Origin of the sequence: Streptomyces sp. VRA16 Mangrove soil (genome assembly GCF_017377775.1) — a bacterium.
In the GTDB taxonomy this organism is placed as follows: Bacteria; Actinomycetota; Actinomycetes; order Streptomycetales; family Streptomycetaceae; genus Streptomyces.
In genome coordinates this window covers 248,446-271,502 of record NZ_JAFVLN010000004.1, presented here as the reverse complement: position 1 = coordinate 271,502, position 23,057 = coordinate 248,446, and the positions used below count along the sequence as shown (strand labels likewise).

General features: G+C 73.5%; 24 protein-coding genes and 1 pseudogene. 12 read left to right on the top strand and 13 right to left on the bottom strand.

The window, feature by feature from the left end; translation table 11 throughout:
• Positions 1 to 234: 234 nt before the first annotated feature.
• Positions 235 to 762: a GNAT family N-acetyltransferase gene (locus J3486_RS13445; protein WP_207820503.1), complete on the bottom strand. Its 528-nt coding sequence runs from the start codon at positions 760 to 762 to the stop codon at positions 235 to 237.
• Here J3486_RS13445 and J3486_RS13440 point away from each other — a divergent pair.
• Together J3486_RS13440 and J3486_RS13435 are read left to right on the top strand one after the other, a co-directional pair.
• A complete protein-coding gene (locus J3486_RS13440) occupies positions 761 to 1,342 on the top strand; it encodes an XRE family transcriptional regulator (protein ID WP_207820502.1) in 582 nt (193 codons plus the stop codon). The genes J3486_RS13445 and J3486_RS13440 overlap by 2 nt on opposite strands.
• Positions 1,339 to 2,571, top strand: a complete 1,233-nt coding sequence (locus J3486_RS13435; protein ID WP_307804796.1) for an MFS transporter — start codon at positions 1,339 to 1,341, stop codon at positions 2,569 to 2,571. Before J3486_RS13440 ends, J3486_RS13435 begins: the two co-directional genes overlap by 4 nt.
• A gap of 129 nt (positions 2,572 to 2,700) precedes the next feature.
• Here J3486_RS13435 and J3486_RS13430 read toward each other — a convergent pair whose 3' ends face one another.
• Positions 2,701 to 3,108 (bottom strand): DUF5997 family protein, encoded by a 408-nt coding sequence (locus J3486_RS13430; protein WP_207820501.1) that lies wholly within the window; start codon positions 3,106 to 3,108, stop codon positions 2,701 to 2,703.
• A 58-nt stretch (positions 3,109 to 3,166) separates the two neighbouring features.
• On the opposite strand from J3486_RS13430, the gene J3486_RS13425 reads away from it, so the two are divergent.
• Positions 3,167 to 4,000 (top strand): LysR substrate-binding domain-containing protein, encoded by an 834-nt coding sequence (locus tag J3486_RS13425; RefSeq protein ID WP_207820500.1) that lies wholly within the window; start codon positions 3,167 to 3,169, stop codon positions 3,998 to 4,000.
• A 39-nt stretch (positions 4,001 to 4,039) separates the two neighbouring features.
• Here the strand turns inward: J3486_RS13425 and J3486_RS13420 are convergent, their stop codons facing one another.
• Positions 4,040 to 4,618 (bottom strand): TetR/AcrR family transcriptional regulator, encoded by a 579-nt coding sequence (locus tag J3486_RS13420; protein WP_207820499.1) that lies wholly within the window; start codon positions 4,616 to 4,618, stop codon positions 4,040 to 4,042.
• 217 nt (positions 4,619 to 4,835) lie between these two features.
• Between J3486_RS13420 and J3486_RS13415 the strand changes: the two genes are divergently transcribed.
• From J3486_RS13415 to J3486_RS13395, 5 genes are read left to right on the top strand one after another with little or no spacing between them, the layout of a single operon-like run.
• A complete protein-coding gene (locus J3486_RS13415; protein ID WP_207820498.1) occupies positions 4,836 to 5,411 on the top strand; it encodes a 2Fe-2S iron-sulfur cluster-binding protein in 576 nt (191 codons plus the stop codon).
• Positions 5,408 to 6,400 carry a xanthine dehydrogenase family protein subunit M gene (locus J3486_RS13410; protein ID WP_207820497.1) on the top strand — a complete coding sequence of 331 codons (993 nt, stop codon included), beginning with the start codon at positions 5,408 to 5,410 and terminating at the stop codon, positions 6,398 to 6,400. The genes J3486_RS13415 and J3486_RS13410 overlap by 4 nt, the downstream gene beginning before the upstream one ends.
• Positions 6,397 to 8,514, top strand: coding sequence for a xanthine dehydrogenase family protein molybdopterin-binding subunit (locus tag J3486_RS13405; RefSeq protein ID WP_207820496.1), 2,118 nt, complete (start codon positions 6,397 to 6,399; stop codon positions 8,512 to 8,514). Before J3486_RS13410 ends, J3486_RS13405 begins: the two co-directional genes overlap by 4 nt.
• Positions 8,507 to 9,649, top strand: a complete 1,143-nt coding sequence (locus tag J3486_RS13400) for an XdhC family protein (RefSeq protein ID WP_229377969.1) — start codon at positions 8,507 to 8,509, stop codon at positions 9,647 to 9,649. The genes J3486_RS13405 and J3486_RS13400 overlap by 8 nt, the downstream gene beginning before the upstream one ends.
• A gap of 34 nt (positions 9,650 to 9,683) precedes the next feature.
• Entirely contained in the window at positions 9,684 to 10,283 is a 600-nt protein-coding gene (locus J3486_RS13395) for a hypothetical protein (protein ID WP_207820495.1), read from the top strand.
• 9 nt (positions 10,284 to 10,292) lie between these two features.
• Here the strand turns inward: J3486_RS13395 and J3486_RS13390 are convergent, their stop codons facing one another.
• From J3486_RS13390 to J3486_RS13360, 8 genes and pseudogenes are all read right to left on the bottom strand, one after another.
• Complete coding sequence (locus J3486_RS13390) at positions 10,293 to 10,802, bottom strand: DinB family protein (protein ID WP_207820494.1); 510 nt, start codon at positions 10,800 to 10,802, stop codon at positions 10,293 to 10,295.
• Between the two features lie 66 nt (positions 10,803 to 10,868).
• On the bottom strand, positions 10,869 to 11,711 hold the full coding sequence (locus J3486_RS13385) for an alpha/beta fold hydrolase (protein ID WP_207820493.1): 843 nt from the start codon (positions 11,709 to 11,711) through the stop codon (positions 10,869 to 10,871).
• A gap of 4 nt (positions 11,712 to 11,715) precedes the next feature.
• Positions 11,716 to 11,841 (bottom strand): annotated as a pseudogene (locus tag J3486_RS44020) (dihydrofolate reductase); the annotation flags it as partial.
• A 137-nt stretch (positions 11,842 to 11,978) separates the two neighbouring features.
• Entirely contained in the window at positions 11,979 to 12,614 is a 636-nt protein-coding gene (locus J3486_RS13380; protein WP_207820492.1) for a dihydrofolate reductase family protein, read from the bottom strand.
• A 30-nt stretch (positions 12,615 to 12,644) separates the two neighbouring features.
• Positions 12,645 to 14,006 (bottom strand): nucleobase:cation symporter-2 family protein, encoded by a 1,362-nt coding sequence (locus J3486_RS13375; RefSeq protein WP_207820787.1) that lies wholly within the window; start codon positions 14,004 to 14,006, stop codon positions 12,645 to 12,647.
• A 19-nt stretch (positions 14,007 to 14,025) separates the two neighbouring features.
• Positions 14,026 to 15,012: an isopenicillin N synthase family oxygenase gene (locus J3486_RS13370; RefSeq protein WP_207820491.1), complete on the bottom strand. Its 987-nt coding sequence runs from the start codon at positions 15,010 to 15,012 to the stop codon at positions 14,026 to 14,028.
• Positions 15,013 to 15,229: 217 nt separating this feature from the next.
• A complete protein-coding gene (locus tag J3486_RS13365) occupies positions 15,230 to 16,588 on the bottom strand; it encodes an amidohydrolase family protein (protein WP_229377968.1) in 1,359 nt (452 codons plus the stop codon).
• Complete coding sequence (locus J3486_RS13360) at positions 16,585 to 17,949, bottom strand: uracil-xanthine permease family protein (protein WP_207820490.1); 1,365 nt, start codon at positions 17,947 to 17,949, stop codon at positions 16,585 to 16,587. The genes J3486_RS13365 and J3486_RS13360 overlap by 4 nt, the downstream gene beginning before the upstream one ends.
• Positions 17,950 to 18,218: 269 nt before the next feature.
• Between J3486_RS13360 and J3486_RS13355 the strand changes: the two genes are divergently transcribed.
• Both J3486_RS13355 and J3486_RS13350 read left to right on the top strand, forming a co-directional pair.
• Positions 18,219 to 19,277 carry a chitinase gene (locus J3486_RS13355; protein WP_207820489.1) on the top strand — a complete coding sequence of 353 codons (1,059 nt, stop codon included), beginning with the start codon at positions 18,219 to 18,221 and terminating at the stop codon, positions 19,275 to 19,277.
• Positions 19,278 to 19,688: 411 nt separating this feature from the next.
• The gene (locus J3486_RS13350) at positions 19,689 to 20,396 is read left to right on the top strand and encodes a FadR/GntR family transcriptional regulator (protein WP_207820488.1); all 708 of its coding nucleotides are present in this window, start codon (positions 19,689 to 19,691) and stop codon (positions 20,394 to 20,396) included.
• A 4-nt stretch (positions 20,397 to 20,400) separates the two neighbouring features.
• Here the strand turns inward: J3486_RS13350 and J3486_RS13345 are convergent, their stop codons facing one another.
• Entirely contained in the window at positions 20,401 to 21,066 is a 666-nt protein-coding gene (locus tag J3486_RS13345) for a histidine phosphatase family protein (RefSeq protein ID WP_207820487.1), read from the bottom strand.
• Between the two features lie 79 nt (positions 21,067 to 21,145).
• On the opposite strand from J3486_RS13345, the gene J3486_RS13340 reads away from it, so the two are divergent.
• On the top strand, positions 21,146 to 21,292 hold the full coding sequence (locus J3486_RS13340) for a hypothetical protein (protein ID WP_207820486.1): 147 nt from the start codon (positions 21,146 to 21,148) through the stop codon (positions 21,290 to 21,292).
• Positions 21,293 to 21,294: 2 nt separating this feature from the next.
• Positions 21,295 to 21,540, top strand: coding sequence for a hypothetical protein (locus J3486_RS13335; RefSeq protein WP_207820485.1), 246 nt, complete (start codon positions 21,295 to 21,297; stop codon positions 21,538 to 21,540).
• 73 nt (positions 21,541 to 21,613) lie between these two features.
• On the opposite strand, the gene J3486_RS13330 is transcribed toward J3486_RS13335, so the two are convergent.
• On the bottom strand, positions 21,614 to 22,990 hold the full coding sequence (locus J3486_RS13330; RefSeq protein WP_207820484.1) for an MFS transporter: 1,377 nt from the start codon (positions 22,988 to 22,990) through the stop codon (positions 21,614 to 21,616).
• Positions 22,991 to 23,057 lie beyond the last annotated feature (67 nt).

Genomic DNA, 23,057 nt, shown 5'->3' with positions numbered 1-23,057 from the left:
GGCGACGCCGATGCGTGCCGCGGACCCCGCCGACCCGCTCGACGCCCGCCGCCGTCCCCGGGAACAGGCCCGGCAGCAGGGGCGCGGACCCGGCGGCGGCGAGCCCGCGCACAAGCGCCTTGCGAGTCAGGGGGCGTGGACGGTTCCCGCGGGGCGGGACCGGCGCGGGGCGTCACCTCTGCGCGCGGGCGCACGGGTGCGCCAAGGGGTGGAATGCGCTCCCCGGGGCGCGGCTCAGTCCAACTGCCGCCGCATCAGGGTGAGATCGAGCCACCGCCCGAACTTCGTGCCCACCTCGCGCACCGTCCCCGCGTGCTCGAACCCGTGCCGCTCGTGCAGCCGGACCGACGCCCCGTTGCCCGCCTCGATCCCGGCGATCATCACGTGCAGGCCCGTCGCCGACGCCGAGGCGACGAGCGTGCCGAGCAGCGCGGAGCCGATACCGCGGCCGTGGTGGCCCTCGGCGACGTAGACCGAGTTCTCGACCGTGTGCCGGAACCCCGAGTAGTCCTTCCAGGGGCCGTAGACGCCGAACCCGACGACCGTTCCGTCCCCCGTGTCCTCGGCCACGTACGCCGAGCCGCGCCCGAGGTGCGCGCCGAGCCACGCCGCGCCCTCGTCACGGGTCTGCGGGGTGTCCGTCCACAGCGCCGTGCCGTGCTCGATGGCGTGGTTGCGGATGGCGAGAATCGTGTCCAGGTCGCCCTCGTGCGCCGCGCGGACCTTCACGGACCCCGGCGGCGTCTCATATCGTAGATCCATGTCCAATATCGTAGACCCGCTGGTGGCGCGGATCGGCGCCCGGATCCGCGCCGAGCGGGACCGGCGCCGCTGGACGCTCGCGGAGCTGGCCGAGGAGTCGGGCGTCTCGCGCGCCATGATCCACCGGATCGAGCGGGGCGAGAGCAATCCGACCGCGGTGGTGCTGGGCAAGCTCTCGGCGGCGTTCCGGCTCAGCGTCGCCACGCTCCTCGACCCGGACGGGACGGGGCGGGCGGAGGCGGAGCGCGTCCGGCGCGCCGAGGAGGCGCCGCGCTGGCTCGACCCGGAGACCGGGTACACGCGCCGGCAGGTCTCCACGCCGGGATTCCCGGCGGAGGTGGCCGAGATCCGGCTGCCCGCAGGGGCCCGAGTGCCGTACCCCGCCGCCGCGTTCGCGTTCCACCGGCAGATCATCTGGGTGCTCGACGGGCAGCTCACCTTCCACGAGGGCGCCACGGTGCACGAGCTGGAGGCCGGGGACACCGTCGAGCTGGGCGCCCCAGCACCGTGCGTCTTCGTCAACTCCACCGAACGGGAATGCCGTTACGCGGTCGTCCTCGTGCGCGGGGAGGCGCCGTGAGCCCGGCCCGCGGCGGCGTCCCGCTGCTCGCCTGCACGGCGGGGATCGCCCTGGCCAACAACTACGCCGTGCAGCCCGCCCTCGGCGACCTCGCCCGCGACACCGGGACCTCGGCCGCCGCCATCGGCCTCGTCACGACCGCCGCGCTCGCCGGATGCATAGCCGGCTTCGCCTTCCTGCTGCCGCTCGTCGACCGCGCGGCGCCGCGCAGGCTCGTCACCGGCCAGCTCGCGCTGTTGGCCGGCGGGCTCCTGCTGGCCGCGAGCGCGCACGGCCTCGGGCAGCTGCTCGTCGCGTACGTCGTCGTCGGCGCCGGAGCGAGCGTCAGCGCGATGGCCTCGGCGATCGCGGGCCGCGGCGTCCCGGGGGAGCGCCGCGGCGCCGCCGTCTCGCTGGTGGCCGCGGGCATGTCGGCGGGGATCCTGCTCAGCCGGCTCGTCGGCGGCGCGCTGGCCGGGGCGCTGGGCTGGCGCGGCATGCTGCTTGTCTTCGCCGCCGCGGTGCTGGTCTGCGCGGCCGGGGCGTGGTGGCGGCTGCCCCGGGAGCGGCCCGCGCCGCAGGGCGGCTACCTCGGCACGCTCGCGGCGCTGCCCGGTTTGCTGCGCCGCCATCGCACCCTGCGCCGGGCCGTGGCACAGGGCAGCCTGTGGTACTTCGCCTTCAGCCTCGTCTGGGTCGCGCTCACCGTGCGGCTCGCGCAGCCCCCGTACGGCCTCGACGCCGCCGCCATCGGCCTCTACAGCCTGGCCGGGGCGCTCGGCTTCGCCGCGCTGCCGGTGGCCGGGCGGCTGGGGGACCGGTACTCGCCGCGGGCCGTGATCCGCGTCAGCATGGTCGTCGCGGCAGTGGGCGCGGCGCTGCTCTGCACGGGGTTGTCACGGCCCGTGATCACCGCGGTGGGGCTGGCTCTCGTCGACGCGGGGTGCTTCACGGCGCAGGCCGCGAACCAGGCGCGCATCCTCGGGATCGACCCGCTGCGGGCCGGGAGCCTCAGCGGGGTCTACCTGCTGCTGTACTTCGTCGCCGGTGCCGTGGGCGCCGGCGTGGCCGCGCCGCTCGTCGCCGGCGGCGGGTGGGGGGCCGCTTCCGCTGTGGTGCTGGGGGCGCTGCTGACGGCCGGGGGCGCGGGGCTGCTGCCGGGCCGCGGACGCGTGGCCGGGCGCGGGTGGCTCGTGGCCTGCTGTGCCCGCGCGGCGCAACCGCACGGTGAGAGGGCCCCGCGCCCCTGAGGGCCTGGGTCCGAACCCCCGTCCGCGCCCCGGCGTCCGGCACGCACGCTCGGGGTTCTCACGCAGGCGCTGAGACGCGCACCTCCGGCGCGGCATCTCAGCGGTCCTGGACCGGCACCCGGCGACGGATCAGTCCTGGTCCCGGCGGGCCCGCTTCTCCGCCTGCTCGGCGTGGAGCTTCTTCACGCGGACGTTCTCCTTGCGGACGTCGGCCTGCGTGGCGCGCTCCTGCCGCAGCCACTCGGGGTTCTCGGCCTTGAGCGCCTCGATCTGCTCGGTGGTCAGCGCCTCCGTGACGCCGCCGCGGGCCAGGCCCGCGATGGAGACGCCCAGCTTCTGCGCGACGACCGGGCGCGGGTGCGGGCCGTCGGTGCGCAGGGCGACGAGCCACTGCGGCGGGTCGGCCTGCAGCGCGGCCAGCTCGGCGCGCGAGACGACGCCGTCCCGGAACTCGGCGGGCGTGGCATCGAGGTACACACCCAGCTTCTTCGCCGCGGTGGCGGGCTTCATGGTCTGGGCGCTCTGGTGCGAACTCATGAGGTCAAGGGTATCCAGCCGAACGGAGAGGTCCGACCACGCCGGGTAGCCTGGCGGCGTGACAGGCACGGAAGAAACCCCCGCACCGACGCCCGCGGCCCCCGGGTTCAGGCTCGCCTACGTTCCCGGAGCGACCCCCGCCAAGTGGGTGCGGATCTGGCACGAGCGGCTGCCCGACGTCCCGCTGACCCTCGTCCCCGTGCCCGCCGACGAGGTGTCCGACGTCCTGCGGCGCACGGACGCCGACGCGGGCCTGGTCCGGCTGCCCGTGGACCGTACGTTCTTCAGCGCGATCCCGCTGTACACGGAGACCACCGTCGTCGTGGTCCCCAAGGACCATGTCGTCGCCGCGGTCGAGCAGGTCACCCTCGCCGATCTGGCCGAGGAGATCGTGCAGCACCCGCTGGACGACGTGCTGGAGTGGCCCGAGGGGCAGCCGCCCGGGCAGGCCGCCTTCGAACGGCCCGCCACCACCGCCGACGCCGTCGAGCTGGTCGCGGCCGGAGTGGGGCTGCTGATCGTGCCGCAGTCGCTCGCCCGGCTGCACCACCGGCGTGATCTCACCTACCGGACGGTGACCGACGGGCCGGAGTCGAGTGTCGCGCTCGCCTGGCCCGAGGAGCGCACCACCGACGCGGTCGAGGACTTCATCGGCATCGTGCGCGGCCGCACCGTCAACAGCTCGCGGGGCCGCACCAAGCCCGCCGACGAGAAGGCCGGCAAGCGGGCCCCCACCAAGAAGGCCGCGGGGCAGGGCGGCAAGGGCGGATCGGGTCGGCCGAAGACCGGCGGGGCCGGAGCGCGCAAGCAGGGCGGCAAGCCGCAGGGTGCCAAGCAGCAGGGCGGCAAGCAGCAGGGCGGTAAGCGGGGCAAACCCCGGAAGCGGTCGTAGCGGTCGTAGCGGTCGTAGCGGTCCTGCGGCGGACCCCGGTCAGCGGGGCGCGCCCGCGCGCAGGCCCGCCGTCACCAGGTCCAAAAGCCGGCCCGCGCGGGACTGCCAGTCGCTGCGCGGGTCGATCTGCCACAGGCCCGCGATCGCCAGCATGAAGTCGTCGGGGGTCACACCGGGGCGGATCGTGCCCGCTCTCTCGTTCGCTTCGAGCAGCTGCGTGACCGCGCCCACGAGGAGATCGTGGGCGATGCTCTTGAACGTGCCGGGCGCCGTCGTCGCCTCGCGCAGTGCGTTCGCCAGCCCTGCCTTCGCCATCGCGTACTGGGCGAGCCGGTCCATCCACTCGCGCAGTGCCACCTCCGGCGGGCGGCTGCGCAGCAACTGGGCCGCCGTGTCGGCGACTTGCCGCACCTCGTACCGGTACACCTCCAGGACGAGCGCCTCGCGGCTGGGGAAGTTGCGGTAGAACGTGCCCTGGCCGACCCCGGCCTTCTTCGCGATCGCGCTCAGCGGCGCGTCGGCGGACCGGGTCAGCTCGGCCAGGGCCACCTCCAGGATCCGCTCGCGGTTGCGCTGGGCGTCCGAGCGGAGCGGGGCCTGCTTGTCCGGGTGCCGCACACGTCCTCCTCCGGCCGTGGCTCGGAAACGTCCTTGATGGGCGGACAGTTGTCCACTACGGTCGAGGACCGTAGAACGGACAGGTGTCCGCTTCGGCCCCACCCTAGTGGGCACGCGGCGTACCCGAACCGGAACGTACGCCGACCGCCCCACCTTCCTGCGTACAACGCCGATTCTCCTCGCACCAGAGCAACGCATCTGCGAAAGAAGGCTGTTCATGGCTTCGGCCGACCACCTCGCCACCTCGGCGTCCAGCACTGTCACTCTGCACGTGAACGGGGAGAAGCACACCCTCCCCGTCGACCATCGCACCACACTGCTCGACGCCCTGCGCGAGCGGCTCGATCTGACCGGCACGAAGAAAGGCTGCGACCAGGGGCAGTGCGGTGCCTGCACGGTGCTCGTGGACGGCCGCCGCGCCGTGTCCTGCCTGACTCTCGCCGTCGCCTCCGAGGGCCGCGAGATCACCACCATCGAGGGGATCGCCGAGGGCGACCGGCTCCACCCGGTGCAGCAGGCGTTCCTCGATCTCGACGGATTCCAGTGCGGCTACTGCACGCCCGGCCAGATCTGTTCGGCGCTCGCCGTGCTCGACGAGCACGCGGCGGGCTGGCCCAGCGCCGCGACCGAGGACGTGCGCCCGGACGCCGGACCGCCACCGCTGACCCCGGAGGAGATCAGGGAGCGGATGAGCGGCAACCTGTGCCGCTGCGGCGCGTACGGTTCGATCGTGCGTGCCGTGACGCAGGCCGCCGCGCAGTCGGCCGACGGGTCGAAGGAGGTTGTGGCATGAGGGAGTTCGGATACGAGCGGGCGCTCGACGTCTCCGGTGCCGTGGCGGTCCTCGGCGCCGACCCCGAGGCGCGCTACCTCGGCGGCGGCACCAACCTCGTCGACCTGATGAAGGCGGGCATCGAGCGCCCCGCACGCCTGGTCGACGTACGGGAACTGCCGCTGGACCGCATCGAGGCGACCCCCGAGGGCGGCCTGCGGATCGGGGCCACCGTCACCAACAGCGACCTCGCCGCCCACCCCGAAGTACGCCTGCGCTACCCGGCGTTGAGCCAGGCCGTGCTCGCGGGCGCCTCCGGGCAGCTGCGGAACATGGCGACCGTCGGCGGCAATCTGCTGCAGCGCACCCGCTGCGGCTACTTCACCGACATCAGCAAGCCGTGCAACAAGCGCGAGCCGGGCAGCGGCTGCCCCGCCGTCGACGGCGAGCACCGCAACCACGCCGTGCTCGGCGCGAGCGCGCACTGTGTGGCCGTGCACCCCTCCGACATGGGTGTGGCGCTGGCCGCTTTCGACGCCGTCGTCACCTACGAAACCGCCGACGGGCCGGGGGAGTTGGCGCTCGCCGACTTCTATCTGCCGGTCGGTGACACCCCGCACCTGGAGACCGCGCTGCCCGCCGGCGCGCTCATCACCGGTGTCGTGCTGCCGCCCGCGCCCGTCGCCGCGCACTCCCGCTACCGCAAGGTGCGCGAGCGCGCCTCGTACGCCTTCGCCATCGGCTCGGTGGCCGCCGCGCTTCAGGTGCGGGACGGTGTCGTCGTGGACGCGCGGCTGGCCCTCGGGGCGGTCGCGTCCCGGCCCTGGCGGGCCCACGCCGCCGAACGGGCGCTGATCGGCGGGCCCGCGAGCGGCGAGGCGTTCGCCGCCGCGGCCGACGCCGAACTCGCGGCGGCGGCCCCGCTGCCGCAGAACGCGTACAAGGTGCCGCTGCTGCGCAACCTCGTGGTGGCCGTGCTCACCGAACTGAGCGAGGAGACCGGTCGATGACCACCACTGTCAGGCACGACGCGGTGGGTGTCGCGCGCACCCGCATCGAGGGCGTCGAGAAGGTCACCGGTGCGGCGCGCTACGCGAGCGAGCTGCCGTTCACCGAACTCGCCCACGGCTGGCTGGTGTTGTCGACCGTGGCGCGCGGTCGCGTCCGGTCGGTCGGCGACGCCGCGGTGCGCGGGATGCCCGGCGTCCTCGCCGTGCTGCACCATGGCAACGCACCCCGGGTGACCATCGACTACATCGGCCAGCTCGGCGCGCCCGACCCGATCCTCGGCGTCTTCCAGGGCGACCGGGTGCCGCACGCGGGCTGGCCCGTCGCGCTCGTCGTCGCCGAGACGTCCGAGCAGGCCAGGGAGGCGGCGGAGGCGCTCGTCGTCGAGTACGACACCGAGCCGCACGACAGCGTCTTCCGCGCCGACCACCCCGCCGCGTACGCACCCGAGGGACTCACCCAGACCAAGGGCGACCTGGAGGCCGAACTCGCGGCGTCCGCCGTGGTGCTTGACGCGACGTACACGACGCCGGAGCAGCACCACAGCGCCATGGAGCCGCACGCCTGCACCGCGCGCTGGGAGGACGGCCGCCTGGAGGTCGTCGACTCCAACCAGGGCAGCATGTGGGTCGCCGACGAGCTGGCCAAGCTGTTCTCGCTCGACCTGTCGGCCGTCCGCGTCCGCTCCGAGCACGTCGGCGGCGCCTTCGGCTCCAAGGGAGTACGGCCCCACCACGTCGCCGCCGTGATGGCCGCGACCCAGCTCCAGCGCCCGGTCCGGATCTCCATGACGCGCCGTCAGGTCTTCGCGGCGACCGGCTACCGCAGCCCCACCGAGCAGCGCGTCCGGCTCGGCGCCGAGCCCGACGGCAGGCTGCGGGCCTTCGGCCACGAGGCGAGCTCCGCCACCTCGAACCTGAAGGAGTTCGTCGAGTCCAGCGCCGGTTACGGGCGCGCCATGTACGCGGCCGACGCGCACCACACCGCGCACCGCGTGGTGCCGGTGGACGTGCCGACGCCGACGTTCATGCGGGCGCCGGGCGAGGCACCCGGCTCCTTCGCCGTGGAGTGTGCGCTCGACGAACTCGCCGAGCGGCTCGGCCTGGACCCGATCGCGCTGCGCGTGCGCAACGAACCGACGGTGGGCCCGGTCTCGGGGCTGCCGTTCAGCAGCCGCAACCTGGTGGCCTGCTTCGAGGAGGGTGCCCGCAGGTTCGGCTGGGACGACCGTGACCCGCGGCCCCGGACGCGCCGCGAGGGCCGCTGGCTCATCGGCACCGGGGTGGCCGCGTCCACGTTCCCGTCCGGAGTCGCGCCGTCCACGGCCTCGGTCACCGCCGAGCAGGACGGCACGTTCACGGTCCGGATCACCGCGTCCGACGTCGGCACGGGGGCCCGCACCGCCCTGTCGTCGATCGCCGCCGACGCGCTGGACGTCACCGTCGACCGGGTCCATGTCCGCATCGCCGACAGCGACTTCGGGCCCGCCTGGGTCTCCGGTGGCTCCATGGGCACCCGCTCCTGGGGCTGGGCCGTCATGGCGGCCGCCCGCGAACTGCGCGAGAAGCTGCCGCTGGCGCCGGGCGAGATCCCGGAGGGCGGCATCACGGCCCGCACGGACACCGCCGGGCTCGTGGCCGAACTCGCCCAGAAGGAACGGCACTCGTTCGGTGCGCAGTTCGCCGAGGTCGCCGTCGACGTCGCCACCGGAGAGGTGCGGGTACGCCGCCTCCTCGGGATCTTCGCGGCGGGCCGCATCGTCAACCCCCTCACCGCGCGCGGCCAGTTGACCGGCGGCATGACGTGGGGCATCTCCATGGCGCTGCACGAGGAGGCGGTGCGCGACGAGGCGTCCGGCGGGCACGTCGGCGCGGACTTCGCGGGCTACCACTTCTCGGCCAACGCCGACATCCCCGCCGTCGAGGCCGACTGGGTCGCGGACCCCGACCCGGACGACCCCGTCGGCATCAAGGGCATCGGCGAGATCGGCATCGTCGGCACGGCCGCCGCGATCGCCAACGCGGTGTGGCACGCGACCGGCGTCCGCCACCGCGATCTGCCGATCAGGCCCGACCGGGTGATCCTGGCCGAGCAAGAGACGGAGCGGCATGCTTGATCTGGCCGCCGAACTGGCCCGATGGGCCGCGCAGGGCAGGGAGTTCGCCGTCGCCACCGTCGTCTCGGTGAGCGGCAGCGCGCCCCGGCCGCCCGGCGCGGCCCTGGCCGTCGACACCGCGGGCGAGGTCATCGGCTCGGTCTCCGGCGGCTGTGTCGAAGGTGCGGTCTACGAGCTGTGCGAGCAGGCCCTCGCCGACGGGACGCCGGTCCGCGAGAGCTTCGGCTACAGCGACGACGACGCGTTCGCGGTGGGCCTGTCGTGCGGCGGCGTCGTCGAGGTCCACGTCGTGCCCGTGCGGGCCGACTCCCCGTCCCGTACGACGGTGGAGACGGCCCTCGCGCTGGCGGCGCGCGGCGAGGCGGTGGCCCTGGCCCGGGTGCTCGACGGACCGGGTGAACTCGCCGGTGCGGGCGGGCTGTTGCTGGTCCGCCCGGACGGGACGCACGACGGCGCGCTCGGCTCCGCCGACGACGCCGGGCTCGCCGCGCAGGCCGGCGCCCTGCTCGACCTCGGGCACACCGGGGTCTGCGCGGTGCCGGAGGGCTCGGCCCGCTGCGGCGCCGACGTCACGCTCTTCGTCGAGTCGAGCGTGCCGCCCGCCCGGATGATCGTGTTCGGCGCGGTCGACTTCGCCGGGGCGCTGGTCCGCGTCGGCAAGCTGCTCGGGTTCCACGTCACGCTGTGCGACGCGCGCGCGGTGTTCGCGACCCCGGCCCGTTTCCCGGAGGCCGACGAGGTCGTCGTGGAGTGGCCCGACCGGTATCTGCGGGCCACGGAGACGGACGCCCGCACGGTCCTGTGCGTCCTGACGCACGACGCCAAGTTCGACGTGCCGCTGCTGGAGGTCGCACTGCGGCTTCCGGCGGCGTACGTCGGGGCGATGGGCTCGCGGCGCACCCACGACGACCGGATGAACCGGCTGCGCGAGGCGGGCCTCGGGGAGCGGGAACTGTCCCGCCTCCGCTCGCCGATCGGCCTCGACCTGGGCGGCCGGACACCCGAGGAGACCGCCGTGTCGATCGGGGCTGAGATCGTGGCCGTGCTGCGCGGCGGGAGCGGCGTGCCGTTGCGGGACGGGGACGGGGCGGTGCACGCTCGCCGCCGAAGCCGGACCGAGCGGCTCGACCCCTGAGCGCCTGTGTCCGACGAGGGAGCGGGAGAACACCATGGGACCCACGGAATCCGGGGAGCGGCACGCCGACGACGGTGTCCCGCTCGCCCGGTTCGCCGACACGATCCTCGTGGTGTGCCCGCGCTGCGGCGGCCGCGCGTCGGTCGTGCAGCGCCCAGGGCTGCCCGAACTCCGTTACGCCACCGACCTGTTGGTGTGGTCGCGGCGACTGGTGTGCGCCGGGTGCGGGCGCACCGACGACTGGCGGGCCGGACGCCGCGGCTCGGGCGCGGTGGGTGTGGTCCTCGGCGGTACCGAGGAACCCTTCTTCGGTCGCCCGCTGTGGCTGCAAGTGCCCTGTGCGGGCCGGGTGCTGTGGGCGTACAACGACCGGCACGTGACCGCGCTGGAGGAGTACGTGGCCGCCCGCCTGCGTGAACACGGCGCCCCGTACTCGTCGACCCGGGCGATGTTCCCCCGGCTGCCCGCCTGGGTGAAGTCGGCGGCCCACCGCCCCGCCGTCCTCAAGGGCCTGGCGGAGCTGCACACCCTGGCGGGACGCTCGGCTCCCGCCGACCGCTCGGCGGCGGCCCACGCGCACGGCGACCGGCCGCGCCCGTACGGCAGCCTGCACTTCGTGCGCGGGACCGACTGACACCGGCTCTCAGGCGCCCACGGTCCCGTCGACGCCCTCGCGCAGGAAGTCCGCGTGGCCGTTGTGCCGCCCGTACTCCAGCAGCACGTGCACCATCACCATGCGCAGCGACACGTCCTCGCCCCACCGCGGCTGATGGCCCAGCACATCCAGGGATTCGGCCTCCCGCTCGATGCGCCGCGCGATCTCCACCTCCGCCTCCCACGCGGCGAAGGCCTCGGCGCGGGTCGAGGCGCTCGCGTCGTACGCCACCTGGAAGTCCATCGCGTCCGACCAGACCAGGGGGATCTCCTGATCCTCGAAACAGCGGCGGAACCAGGTGCGTTCGACTTCCGCCATGTGCCGGACCAGGCCGAGAAGCGACAGCGTCGACGGCGGCATGGAGCGCTGCCGCAGCTCCTCGTCCGTCAGCCCCTCGCACTTCATGGCGAGCGTCGCCCGGTGGTAGTCGAGAAACGCCCGCAGCGTCTCGCGTTCCTGGCCGACGAGCGGCGGGCCCGTGCGCGGGTCAGTGGTCATGAGCAGCCTTTCGGGGGAGGCGGACCCCGTGACCGTACAGGGTGGTGACCCGCGCCGCGGCGGCCGCTACCCGAGCGCGAGCATCGCCCCCGCGACCTCGTCGGCCGCCGTGCGCGGCAGCGCGGTGGCGGCCTCCTCCAGGACCAGCAGCCGGGCGCCGGGGATCTCGCGCGCGAGCGCCTCGCCGTTGCCGACGGGGAAGAACCTGTCGCGGCGGCCGTGCACGACGAGCGTGGGCACCTTGATCGCGGGCAGCCGCTCCCGCCAGCGGGGCGCGCAGTCGAGCCGGGAGAACACCAGGCCCAGCTGGTTCGCCAGCTGCACCGGCGGCGTGGTGCCGGGTGTGCGGTCCCAGACGCGGGCGGCGGTGGCACGCGCGGCGGCCGGGTCGTCCCCGCGGATCTCGGCGGCGGCCGCGGCGAACTCCGCGACCGCCGCCCGGTCCGCCCAGTCGGGCATCGGACGCGAGAACAGCCGCAGCATCGTCTCCTGGTCGTGGTCGGGGAGATCGTCGTCGGGCGGACCGGGCGCGACCGCTCGGGTGCCGACCAGGGTGAGCGCCGAGAACGCGTCCGGATGGTCGAGCACGGCGACCTGGGCGACCATCCCGCCGACGCCGATCCCCGCGAGGTGCGCCGGGCGCCCGCCCAGCACATCGGCGAGGGCCGCCGCGTCGGCGGCGAGGTCGCGCAGCGTGTAGCCGGGCGCCTGCGGGTCCGCCGTCGTCGACTCCCCGCTGTCGCGCAGGTCGTAGCGGACGACGCGGCGCCCGCCGGCGGCGAGCCGCTCGCACAGCGCGTCCGGCCAGGACAGCATCGTCGTCCCGCCGACGAGCAGGACGAGGGGCGCGTCGTCGGCCCCGAACGATTCGATGCCCAGGTCGGTGCCGTGGGCGTGCACTGTGGTCATCGGCTCACCTGGTGATGTCGTAGGTCAGATGGGTGGCGGTCGAGGTCGCGACGAGGCTCCGCCGCACCAGTGTGCGCGGCGGCCCGCCCGTGAACAGGGGCGTTCCGGACCCGAACAGGACGGGGGCCAGGGCCTGTCTCCCAGATCCCTCCGTCGCCCGGAGGGCGGCCCCGCGGCGTCCGGTGCGTGCTCCCAGGGGGTCCCCCGGCCGGAGGCTGGGGGAGTGCCAGGTGCAAGGCTGCGCCGATGGCCCGGATGTACTTGGCCTTACGCTTGGTGCGGCGAAGGGGGTCCCTCCCGCCCGAGCCTGGCGAAGCCTGGTTCGAGGGTGGGGGCGCGTGCCAGGCGTCGTGGGGCAGGAGGGAACGGCGAGACAGGCCCTAAGTGCAGCGACAGTACGTCGACCAGCCCGGCGGCGAGCGCCGAGCCGACCGTGGCGCCGCCGCCCATGAGGACGACGTCCAGGTCCTTCCCGGCGGCGGACGACGCGGCCTCGGCGCGCCTGCGCGCGGTCGTGACCGCGTCGGACAGGCCGGTGGTGACGAACGTCCGGTCGAGGCCGGTGGTGACGAACGTCCGGTCGAGGCCGGTGAGCCGCAGCGACTGAGGCGGCGTGCCCGTCACGACGACGAACGCGGGTTCGCCGACCTCACCGGCCCCGTACCCGGTCGTCCCGTTCCAGCCCTTCGCCCCGTCGACCAGGTCGAAGAGCCGGCGGCCCAGGACCACGGCGCCGGAGCGCTCGGTCCCCTCGCGCAGGATCCCGCGGTCGTCGGGATCGTCGGAGAACGCCCAGGAGTGCAGAGCCTCGCCGCCGGTGCCCGGACCGCTGTCCGGGCCGGGGTCGGGTCCGGTGACGAAGCCGTCGAGCGAGACCGAGACGTCAGCGATGATCCGTGTCATACGAGGGCAGACTCGCCCCGCGGTGCGAACTCATCGCACGCCGTGGACCGCGGCCTCGACCGGCTCCACCCGCTCCGGTCCGCGCGCCGTCCCCGGGCGCCCCGTCCCGACGCCGTTGAACGCCAGATTCAGCCCGAACGCCAGCAGGGTCGCGCTCGTCACCGGCGACCCGAGCACGATCCCCACGCCCTCCGGGAACCGTGAGTACAGATCGGGCGCCACCTCGGGCGCCATCCCCACCCCGATCGACACCGCCACGATCAGCAGGTTGTGCGTACCGTCGAAGTCGACCTTGCGCAGCGTGTTGATCCCCACCGTGGCGACGGTCGCGAACATCACCAGGCCTGCCGCGCCGACCACCGGCTGCGGCAGCCCGGCGACCAGCGCGCCCAGCTTCGGGATCAGGCCGAGGACGACGAGCAGGCCGCCCGCGACCGTCGCGACATGCCGGCTGCGCACCTTCGTCATGGTCACCAGGCCCACGTTCTGCGCGAAGACCGTGTCCAGGAAGGCGTTCATGACGCCGCCCAGCACCCCGGAGAGCCCGTCGGCGGCGAGGCCGCGCGCCATGTCCGCGGTCGTCAGCTTCTTCCCGGTCAGCTCCGCGACGGCGATGAGGTCCGCCGTCGACTCGGCGAACAGGACCAGCATCACCACGCACATGGACAGCACGGCCACCGCCGGGAACTGCGGCGCCCCGAAGTGGAACGGCGCGCTCACCCCGAACCAGTCCGCGGTCCGTACGGCCGAGAGGTCGACGAGCCCGAACGGCACCGCCACCGCCGTCCCCGCAAGCAGCCCGAGCAGCACCCCGGTCTGCGCGAGGAACCCGCGCCCGAACCGGGCCACGAGCAGGATCACCACGACCACGAACGCGGCGAGCGCGAGCCGCGACGGGGCGGCGTGGTCGGCGGCCTTCGGATCGTTGCCGACGACCAGGTTCACGCCGACACCGATCAGCGCGAGCCCGACGACCGTGATCACCACCCCGCTGACCAGCGGCGGGAAGAACCGCACCGCCTTCGCGAACGGGTAGGCGACGAGCAGTCCGAAGACCCCGGCCGCCAGCATCGACCCGTACACCGCCTGGATGCCGTACTCCCCGGCGATCAGGATCATCGGCGTCACCGCGGTGAACGCGGCCCCCGCCATCACCGGCATCCGTACCCCGAGGATCCGGCCGACCCCGGCTCCCTGGATCATCGTGACGACGCCCGCGACGAGCAGATCGGCGTTGATCAGCACCCCGATCGTGGCCGCGTCGAGCCCGGCCGCCGCACCGAACACCAGCGGCACGGTCACACACCCCGTGTACATCACGAGCACATGCTGCAGTCCGAGCACGGCGAGCCGTCCGAAACCGGACCGCGCGGCCGTCGCCTTCGCGGGCATCGTCACGTCAACACCCTTTCTAGCGAGCGAAGTTGGCAGCGATGCGCTGCTGGATGTAGTCGGCCGCGGTGATCGGCGGGTAGCGCCGCTCAGGGCCCTCGATCACCACGTCACGGTCGGCCTGCGCGAAGAACGCGATGCTGTGCCGCGCCGACCGGTCGTCGTCCGGGCCCGGCGACTTCACCCGGTGGAAGTTCGACGGCAGCCGGTCGTCGCTCCACCGCATCAGCATGTCGCCGATGTTGCAGGTGATGGCGTCGTCGGCCGGCTCGACCGGCGTCCACTCCTGCGCCTCGGCCTCCTTGCCGGGGCAGACCTGGAGCCCGCCCTGCCCGTCGCGCTGGAACAGCAGCGTCAGACAGTCGAAGTCGGTGTGCGCCCCGGCCCGCCACACGTCCGCGGGGATCTCCGCCTCCTGCGGCACGGCGAAGTAGTGCAGCATCCGCAGCGTCGACTGGTACTGCGCGCTCTCCGGGTCGTGGGCCCGCGCGAAGAACCCTTCCGGCATCCCCAGCCTGTCGGCGAAGCAGCCCAGGACGCGCATCGCGAGGTCCCGGCAGCGCGCCTCGAAGGCGAGCGTGCGCGCCCGGAACCCGGGCAGCGCGTCGTCGGGCCACAGCCCGTCCATGTGCGGCCGGGTGACCTGGTACGACTCCTTCTGGTCCGGCGTGCCGACGGACGGCCGCACCTGGGTCATCGACTCCCAGCCGGAGTTGAGTCCCTTCTTCAGCGCGTGCCGCGCCTTGGTCTCGTCCGGCAGCGCGAAGAACCGGGCGGCGTCCGCGAACGCCCCGTCGACGAGGGGCTGTTCGATGCCGTGGTTCACGAGCTGGAAGAAGCCGATGTCGGTCGCGGCCGCCCACAGCTCCTCGGTGATCTCGGCCCGGCGGGTGTCGAAGTCGGTGAGGTCGATCCGGCGGATCTCCCGGGCGGAGGTCTCCGTCCCGGCCCCGCCCATCCGGGTCTCCTTGTCCAGCTCGGCCAGTTGGTACGCGGTGTTCGTCATCGCGGCTTTCGCTCCTGTGGTGAGGGAGGAGTGAGGTCTACGGGATGCAGTCACCGCCCCTGCGATCCCCACCGCGGACGCACAGAGGTCCGCGGGCACGGTCACGGCGGACCCCGTCCGGGCCCGGCGCCGTGGGCTGGCACGGACCCCGGTCGCCCGGGGCCGTACGCGATGACCTCACCCTGCCCGGCGTGTGTTTCGTCCCGGGATCACGGCGTTAAGCGGGGGTAACGGATGCGGTGGAACGCAGCCCGTCCGCCAACTCCGCTCCGGGCAGCCGGACATGCTCCCCGCCCTGGACCAGCAGCTCGCCGCCGACCAGGACCGCCGCCACGGTCCTGCTGCCCGCGCACGTCAGCAGGGTCGCCCCCGGATCGCGTACGGGAAGGCAGGCGTAGTCCTGGTCGAACCGGTGCAGCACCAGGTCCGCCTGGACGCCCGGCTGCACACCGTCGGGGCGCTCCTCCAGGCCGAGGACGCGGTTGGCGCCGTTCGAGGCCAGCGCGAACATCTCGGGGAAACCGAGGAGATCGGCCTCGCGGCGGGCGGCCCGCTGCAGATACGCGCCGATGCGCAGCGCCTCCAGCATGTCCTGGGTGTCGTTGCTCGCGGCCCCGTCCACGCCGAGCCCGACCCGCAGGCCGGCCGCCAGCATCTCGGGTACGGGGGCGATGCCGCTGCCCAGACGCATGTTGCTGAGCGGGTTGTAGGAGACGCCGACCCCGTGCCGGGCCAGCGTCGCACGGCCCGCCGCGTCCAGCTCCACACAGTGCACGGCCAGCAGTCGCTCCCACAGGAACCCGGCCCGCTCCAGATAGGCCACGGCGCCGACACTGGCGTGCTGCCGGCACATCGTCTCGTCGGTCGTCGTCTCCAACAGATGCAGCGAGACCGGCAGTTGACGCTCGTCGGCGTACGCGCGCACCGCCTCCATGCCCTCCGGCGTCAGGCACCGCGGGTTGGGCACGGCCAGCCCGACGCCGACCCGGCTGCCGCGCGCGGCCCCGATCAGTTCGTCGGTGTGCGCGAGCGCCTCCTTCAGCGGCTGCATCAGCCGCGGATCGAAGCCCCACTTGCGGCTGCGGTCGGCCCGGTCGGCGACCCCGCGGCCTAGCACGGCCCGCACCCCGCTGTCGCGCAGCGCCCGCAGCACCGCGTCGTGCACCTCGGGGGAGGGATGCGGCCACATGTGCTCGACGAGGGTCGTCGTACCGCTGCGCAGCGCCTCGGCCGCCGCGGCGGCGGCGGTCCAGTACGCCCGCTCGGGGGTGAGCGCCACCGCCTCCTCGCCGACGGCGCTCAGCCACGACAGCAGCGGCAACCCCTCGCCGATCCCGCGCAGACCGGCCTGGAAGAGATGCGTGTGCGTGTTCACGAGACCGGGGGTGAGATGCGCCCCGGAACCGTCCAGCACCCGCGCCCCGTGCGGCAGTTGACCCTTCGGTACGAGGGCCTGCACCCGGCCGTCGACGAGGTGGACGTCCGTCCCCGTCCGCCAGGAACCGCCGCTGTACACGGTGACATCGGTGATCGTGTCGACGAGGTGGGGCAGCGGGCGGGTCATCGGGCGGGTCATCGGGCGGCTTCCTTCCGGACGCGGAGGCGGAGGGGGAGGGAGACGGACGGGGTGTGGTGGAACAGCAGGTTGAGGAGGAAGGCGACGATGCCGGTGACGGCGATGCCGCTGTCCAGGACTGTGCGCGCGTACGAGGGCAGCGGCGCGTAGAAGTCCGGGGCCCCGACCGGGATCATGCCGAGTCCGAAGGCGAGCGCCACGGTCAGCAGATTGCGGGAGTCGCTCAGATCGGCGCGGGCCAGAATGCGCAGTCCGACCGCGCCGACCGTGCCGAACATGACGAGCGACACCCCGCCGAGCACCGGCCCCGGCACGGCGGCGACGGCGGCCCCGAGCACCGGCACGAAGGCGAGGACCACCATCAACGCCCCCGACAGGGCGACGACATGACGGCTGCGCACCCGGGTCACGCTCACCAGGCCCACCGACTGCCCGAACGTCACGATGGGGAAGGAGGCCAGGGCGCCGGAGACCACGGTGGCGGCGCCGTCGGCGCGCAGCGCCCGCACGACCGTCGGAGCGTCGTCGCCGCGCTCCACGATCTGCCCGACGGCCAGGGTGTCGCCGACCGACTCGACCATGTTCACGAGCTGCACGACGAGCATGGCGACGATCGCGGGCACGACGAACGTGGGCGCCCCGAACGCGGTCGGGTCCGGCACGGTCGCGGCGTCCGCCTCGGTCACTCCCGACCCGTCGAACAGGCCCATCGGCACGGCCAGTACGGTTCCCGCGGCCATCGCGACGAGCACCGAGAAGCGGGCGACGGCGGGCGGGGCGAGCCGCTCGACCAGCACGACGAGGGCGACCGTGACGGCGGCGAGCGCGAGCCCGCGTCCGCCGCCCTTCCCGCCGCTCACGAGCCCGGCCGCGGACGGCACGAGCGAGAATCCGATGACGGCGATCACCGTCCCCGTCACCAGCGGCGGGAACAGATGCAGACACCGGCCGAACCACGGCGCGACCGCCACCGTGACGAGGCCCGACACGATCGTGGCCCCGAACACGGCGGCGAGGCCGTGCTCCTGTCCGATGAGGATCGCCGGGGTGATCGCGGTGAACGTCGAGCCCATCACCAGGGGCAGCCGCGCCCCCACGAACCCCTTCACGCCCAGCGTCTGCAGCAGCGTGGCGAGCCCGCTCACCAGCAGATTGGCGCTGATGAGGATCCGTATCCGCTCCTCGGGCAGATGCAGCGCGGTGCCCACGAGCAGCGGCATCGTGGCCATGCCCGCGTACGCGACGAGCAGATGCTGCAGGCTCAGCGGCACGAGCCGGCGCAGCGGCGGCCGTACGTCGACGGGGTGCGGGTCCTGTGCGGGTGCGACGGCATCCGCATCGGGGTGCGCGGCGACAGCCATCGTTCCTCCCTGAAAGCTCGGTGGAAGACGGCTGGTTCGCGCCGGGGCGGCATGCGGCCCCGCGCCCACCGGCCGTTGCAGCCATGACCGGTGTGCGGGTGACCGTAGGCAGCGGGTGTTTCGGGCGCGTTGCCGTCAGGAAACCGCGGCGGAACCCGTCCGCGGCCCTCGGTGCCGCATTGGTCCAGACCCATTGACGAAAGGTCTGGGCCTCCCTACCGTGCGACATGCTCGCGACAACTCAGGTCCTCCACCCCACGGGAGCCCCCATGTCTCGCCGCAGCCGCACCCCCCGCCTCCTCGCCGCCGCCCTCACGGCGGCCGCCACCGTCACCACGCTCCTGGTCACGGCCCCTTCCGCGCCCGCCGCCGACACCTGCGCGACGAAGCCGCGGCCGTCGGACAAGGTCCTGCAGGGCTACTGGGAGAACTGGGACGGCGCTGCCAACGGGGTCCACCCGCCCTTCGGCTGGACCCCGATCACCAACCCCGAGATCGCCCAGCACGGCTACAACGTCATCAACGCCGCCTTCCCCGTGATCCGCTCCGACGGCACGGCCCTGTGGGAGGACGGTATGGACACCGGCGTGAAGGTCGCCACCCCGGCCGAGATGTGCCAGGCCAAGGACGCGGGCGCGACCCTCCTGATGTCCATCGGCGGCGCCGCGGCCGGCATCGACCTCAACTCCACGGCCGTCGCCGACCGGTTCGTCGAGACGATCGTGCCGATCCTGAAGCGGTACAACTTCGACGGCATCGACATCGACATCGAGACGGGCCTGACCGGCAGCGGGAACATCTCCCAACTCTCCACCTCACAAGCCAACTTGATCCGCATCATCGACGGAATCCTGGCGCAGATGCCGGCCGGGTTCGGCCTGACGATGGCGCCCGAGACGGCGTACGTCACCGGCGGCAGCGTCACGTACGGCTCGATCTGGGGCGCGTACCTCCCGATCATCAAGAAGTACGCCGACAACGGCCGCCTGTGGTGGCTCAACATGCAGTACTACAACGGCAGCATGTACGGATGCTCGGGCGACTCCTACTCCGCCGGCACCGTCAAGGGCTTCACCGCGCAGACGGACTGTCTGAACAAGGGGCTCGTCGTCCAGGGCGCCACGATCAAGGTGCCCTATGACCGGCAGGTGCCGGGGCTTCCCGCCCAACCGGGGGCCGGTGGCGGCTATATGACGACGGATCAGGTCGCGGAGGCGTGGCACACGTACGGCGGGGCGCTCAAGGGCCTGATGACCTGGTCGGTCAACTGGGACGGGTCGAAGGGGTGGACCTTCGGGGACAATGTGAAGGGGCTGTTCCAGGGCTGAGGGAGGTCCTCTCAACGGCGTCGACGCGGATCGGCGGACCGTACTTCACGGCACCGCCTGGAAGGCGAGGAACCCGCCGGTGGGACTGACGGCGAGCCGGCGGTCTCAGGATGTCCAACGTCCGTGTCATCTCGGCGGCCGGGGCCCCCTCCACTGTGTACGCGTTCGAGATCAGCACCCGCACCCGGCCGTGGGCAGGGGCGGCGTCGAGGACGCGCTCCCGGTCCCCGGCCTCCGCCACGTCCGCCCGGACCAACACGGTGGCCGCGCCGATCCCGGCCGCGGCGCCCGTCACGACGCCGACCGGGTCGGTGGAACGCTGCCTGGCACCGTCGTGCACCGGCCCTGGCGTTGAGCCTGCGGCAAGCCCGAAATAAAGTCACCGGCTCGGAGCGTGGAGAGGAGTCGGTCATGGTGTCCTACGCCGGGCGCGGAGTGCACGGGGATGTCGTGGAGGCGCTCGGCTCCCGGGTCGTCGGGGGCGCGGCGCCGGTCGGCGCCACCCTCGATCCGCGCGACCTCGGCGCGGAGTTCGACGTCAGCCTCACCGTCATCCGCGAGGCGCTGAAGGTCCTCGCGGGCAAGGGGCTCGTCGCTTCCCGCCAGAAGCGGGGCACCTTCGTGCGCCCGCGCGCCGACTGGAACGTCCTCGACGCGGACGTCATCCGCTGGCGCGTCGAGGGCGGCGAGGCACGGGCCGTGCTGCGCGACCTCGCCGAGATGCGCGCCATCGTGGAACCCGCGGCGGTGCGCCGGGCCGCCGAGTGGCGCACCGGGCGGCACCTCGCGGATCTCGAAGCGGCGCTGGAGCGTATGGCGCGGGCCGGGGACGACGCGGCCGAGGCGGTGGCCGCGGACTCCGATTTCCACCGTGCGCTTCTCGCGGCCTCCGGCAACGAGATGCTGGCCATGCTGCACGCCCTGACGGCCCCGGCCCTGCGGGCCCGCGACAGCATCGTGCACGGCCCGCACGGCAGCGCCGACGACCCGGTGCCCAGCCACCGGGCGGTGTTGGACGCGATCAGGGACGGCGCCGCCGAGCGCGCCGGCGCGGCCATGGCCCGGCTGCTCGCGCAGGCGGACCGGGACGCGCACGCGGCCGTGCGCGAACGGGCCTGAGCCGTCAGGCCGCCGGTGCGGGGTAGGTGTCGCCCGCGGGTCCGTCGGTGCCGGGGTCGGTGTCCGCGGGGCCCAGCGGCTCGCCCTCCCACAGCAGCACCCGCCAGCCCTCCTCGGGCGACCCGTCCAGGACGACCACGCCCGTGTTGCTGAGCGGGTGGGACGCCGCGAACGGCACATCGACGTTCGTGGCCCGCGCGGCGACCCAGGTGCGGATCGCGGCGCCATGGCTGACCAGCGCCACCGTCGCCCCCGACGCGGCGGCCTCGGCGACGACGGCGTCGTACCGGCCGAGCGCCTCCACCCCGTTCTCCCCGCCCGGCATCCGGCGCGCGGTGTCGCCCGCCGCCCAGGCGAACGCGGTCTCCATGTAGAGCGCGGCTGCCTCGCTGTCGCCCCGCATCTCCAGATCCCCGGCGATCAGCTCCCGGATGCCGTCACGGACCCGGACGTCGAGCCCGGTGGCGGCGGCCAGCGGCGCGGCGGTCAGCTGGGTGCGCAGCAGCGTCGAGACGTACAGCGCGTCGATCGCCTCCCGCCCCAGCGCCTCCGGCAGCGCGGCGGCCTGCTCCAGCCCGAGCGGCGTCAGACCGGGCCCCGGTTCCCCGGTGTCCAGCAGGTGCTTGACGTTGGACGGGGTCTGTCCGTGCCGGATGAGGATCAGACGCATACGGGAAGCCTCCGAGGTGCGTGTAGGGGACATCGTCATCGGCTCCACTGTGCCACCCGGAGCCGCACAGGCTTGTGACGTGCGTCATCTCACCGAACAGTTCCTCCTCGGAGCCCTCCACCGGGGACGGACGGTGGAACAGTTCCTCGGGCCGTGCGGCGGACCGGACCGCCCCAAAGTCGCGTACGTCGAGATCCGGCCCGCCGAGGGCCGCTTCGAGGTGTAGAGGTGTACCTGCACGAGTTGCTCGACTCGGATCCCGTGACCTGGGACCTGGACGCGCTGCCGCCGCTGCACGACACGGACGAAGAGGACTTCGGGCTTCCGGTGGCCGTGGCGGACGACCCGGCCGGGGCGCTCGGCGCGGCGGCCGGCCGGACCGCCGCCGTGCCCCGTCGGTGGGCGAACCAGGGCATGGCCGGTGACGAGTACCGGGACTTCGTCGTGGCGGGGCGGCCGGCGGACGGCCCGTGAGCACCGGGGGCCCCGCCGTCCCAGGACGGCGGGGCCCATCACGACGCGGGGCGTCGGGAAGCGGCGGTGTGGGTCAGTGGATCATTTCTTCCGCCGTGACGGTGTCCTTCGTCTCCGGGGCCCACAGGAGGCTGCCGACGGTGCCGATGGCCAGGACGCCGGTCATCCACGCCATCGACCAGCCCATTCCCCAGGCGCTCAGGCTGACCGGCAGCACGAAGGTGCCGACGGCGGAGGCGATGCGGCTGGTGCCGTTGAGGAAGCCGACGCCCGAACCACGCAGGGGCGTTGGGAACAGCTCGGCCGGATAGACCTGGGTGATGTTGGAGGCCGCCGCCATGATGAAGGTGTAGAGCAGGAACGGCACCATCAGCCACCAGCCGGAGGCGCCGGACAGCACCGCCATCAGACCGAGGCACACGGTCATCACGAGGAAGGTCCAGGTGGTGAACGGGCGCCGTCCCATCCGGTAGACCGGCCAGAGGCCGAGTACACCGCCGGCCAGCAGGAACAGGTTGAGCAGCAGATAGCCGACGTCCTCGTTGCCTATCTGAAGCGCGTCGAGGATCGCGGGCACGAACGTGTAGATCGCGAAGTAGGGCAGTACCTGGGCGCTGTAGAAGAGCACGCCGAACCAGGTGTTACGGGCCTGACCGCGGGCGAACAGCTCCCGGTACCGCGCCTTGGGCGGCTCGGCCGCGACCGCCGTCGCGGGCTGCGCGTCGGTCTGGCCCAGGTAGTCGCGGCGGATCCGGGCGGCCTCCTCGTGGCGGCCGACGCTGTCCAGCCAGGACGGCGACTCCGGCGTGCCGATGCGCATCAGCAGGACCAGCGCGGAGGGAATCGCCCCCGAGGCGAGCAGCCAATGGGCCGCCGAGTCGGACAGCGGAATGAAGGTGCCCAGCACGTTCGCGACGACGTAGCCGACGGTCCACAGCACGGTCAGCGAGCCGAGCAGCAGCCCGCGCAGCCGGTGCGGCGCGAACTCCGAGAGCAGGGTGGGGCCGACCGCGTAGTCGGCCCCGAGCCCGAAGCCGATCAGCAGCCGAAGCACGAACAGCGTCGTCGGGTCGTGGGCCCACAGCTGCGCCGCCGACGCGATCGTGATGAGGATGAAGTTCGCGACGTAGAGCTTCTGCCGGCCGATCCGGTCGGCGAGCCCGCCCAGCAGGATCGAGCCGAAGAAGAGACCGATCAGCGCGGACGCCCCGAGCAGGCCCTGCCAGACGCCCGACAGATGCATCGTGTCGGTCAGGACGGGCAGCGCCGCGCCGATGATGCCGAGCGCGTAGCCGTCGGAGAAGTTCGCGCCGAACGTCGTCGCGGTGACGCGCCAGTGGAACTTCGTGACGGGTTCGTCGTGGGAGCTGGAGGCGGAGGCTCTGGGGGAGCCGCCCGACGCCGGTTCTCGGGTCGTGCCGTCGGTGTCGAGCTGCTGCGAGAGTGCCATGCATGCACCTCCAGGTGGAGCGGAAGGACGGGGGGACAGGGGGAAAGGCTGGGAAGGGTGGGGCGGC

Coding starts and splice junctions, on each gene's coding strand:
- J3486_RS13440 (WP_207820502.1), top strand. CDS start 761: ATGTCCAATATCGTAGACCCGCTGGTGGCGCGGATCGGCGCCCGGATC.
- J3486_RS13445 (WP_207820503.1), bottom strand. CDS start 762: ATGGATCTACGATATGAGACGCCGCCGGGGTCCGTGAAGGTCCGCGCG.
- J3486_RS13430 (WP_207820501.1), bottom strand. CDS start 3,108: ATGAGTTCGCACCAGAGCGCCCAGACCATGAAGCCCGCCACCGCGGCG.
- J3486_RS13415 (WP_207820498.1), top strand. CDS start 4,836: ATGGCTTCGGCCGACCACCTCGCCACCTCGGCGTCCAGCACTGTCACT.
- J3486_RS13410 (WP_207820497.1), top strand. CDS start 5,408: ATGAGGGAGTTCGGATACGAGCGGGCGCTCGACGTCTCCGGTGCCGTG.
- J3486_RS13405 (WP_207820496.1), top strand. CDS start 6,397: ATGACCACCACTGTCAGGCACGACGCGGTGGGTGTCGCGCGCACCCGC.
- J3486_RS13400 (WP_229377969.1), top strand. CDS start 8,507: ATGCTTGATCTGGCCGCCGAACTGGCCCGATGGGCCGCGCAGGGCAGG.
- J3486_RS13395 (WP_207820495.1), top strand. CDS start 9,684: ATGGGACCCACGGAATCCGGGGAGCGGCACGCCGACGACGGTGTCCCG.
- J3486_RS13390 (WP_207820494.1), bottom strand. CDS start 10,802: ATGACCACTGACCCGCGCACGGGCCCGCCGCTCGTCGGCCAGGAACGC.
- J3486_RS13385 (WP_207820493.1), bottom strand. CDS start 11,711: ATGACCACAGTGCACGCCCACGGCACCGACCTGGGCATCGAATCGTTC.
- J3486_RS13380 (WP_207820492.1), bottom strand. CDS start 12,614: ATGACACGGATCATCGCTGACGTCTCGGTCTCGCTCGACGGCTTCGTC.
- J3486_RS13375 (WP_207820787.1), bottom strand. CDS start 14,006: ATGCCCGCGAAGGCGACGGCCGCGCGGTCCGGTTTCGGACGGCTCGCC.
- J3486_RS13370 (WP_207820491.1), bottom strand. CDS start 15,012: ATGACGAACACCGCGTACCAACTGGCCGAGCTGGACAAGGAGACCCGG.
- J3486_RS13365 (WP_229377968.1), bottom strand. CDS start 16,588: ATGACCCGCCCGATGACCCGCCCGCTGCCCCACCTCGTCGACACGATC.
- J3486_RS13360 (WP_207820490.1), bottom strand. CDS start 17,949: ATGGCTGTCGCCGCGCACCCCGATGCGGATGCCGTCGCACCCGCACAG.
- J3486_RS13355 (WP_207820489.1), top strand. CDS start 18,219: ATGTCTCGCCGCAGCCGCACCCCCCGCCTCCTCGCCGCCGCCCTCACG.
- J3486_RS13350 (WP_207820488.1), top strand. CDS start 19,689: ATGGTGTCCTACGCCGGGCGCGGAGTGCACGGGGATGTCGTGGAGGCG.
- J3486_RS13345 (WP_207820487.1), bottom strand. CDS start 21,066: ATGCGTCTGATCCTCATCCGGCACGGACAGACCCCGTCCAACGTCAAG.
- J3486_RS13330 (WP_207820484.1), bottom strand. CDS start 22,990: ATGGCACTCTCGCAGCAGCTCGACACCGACGGCACGACCCGAGAACCG.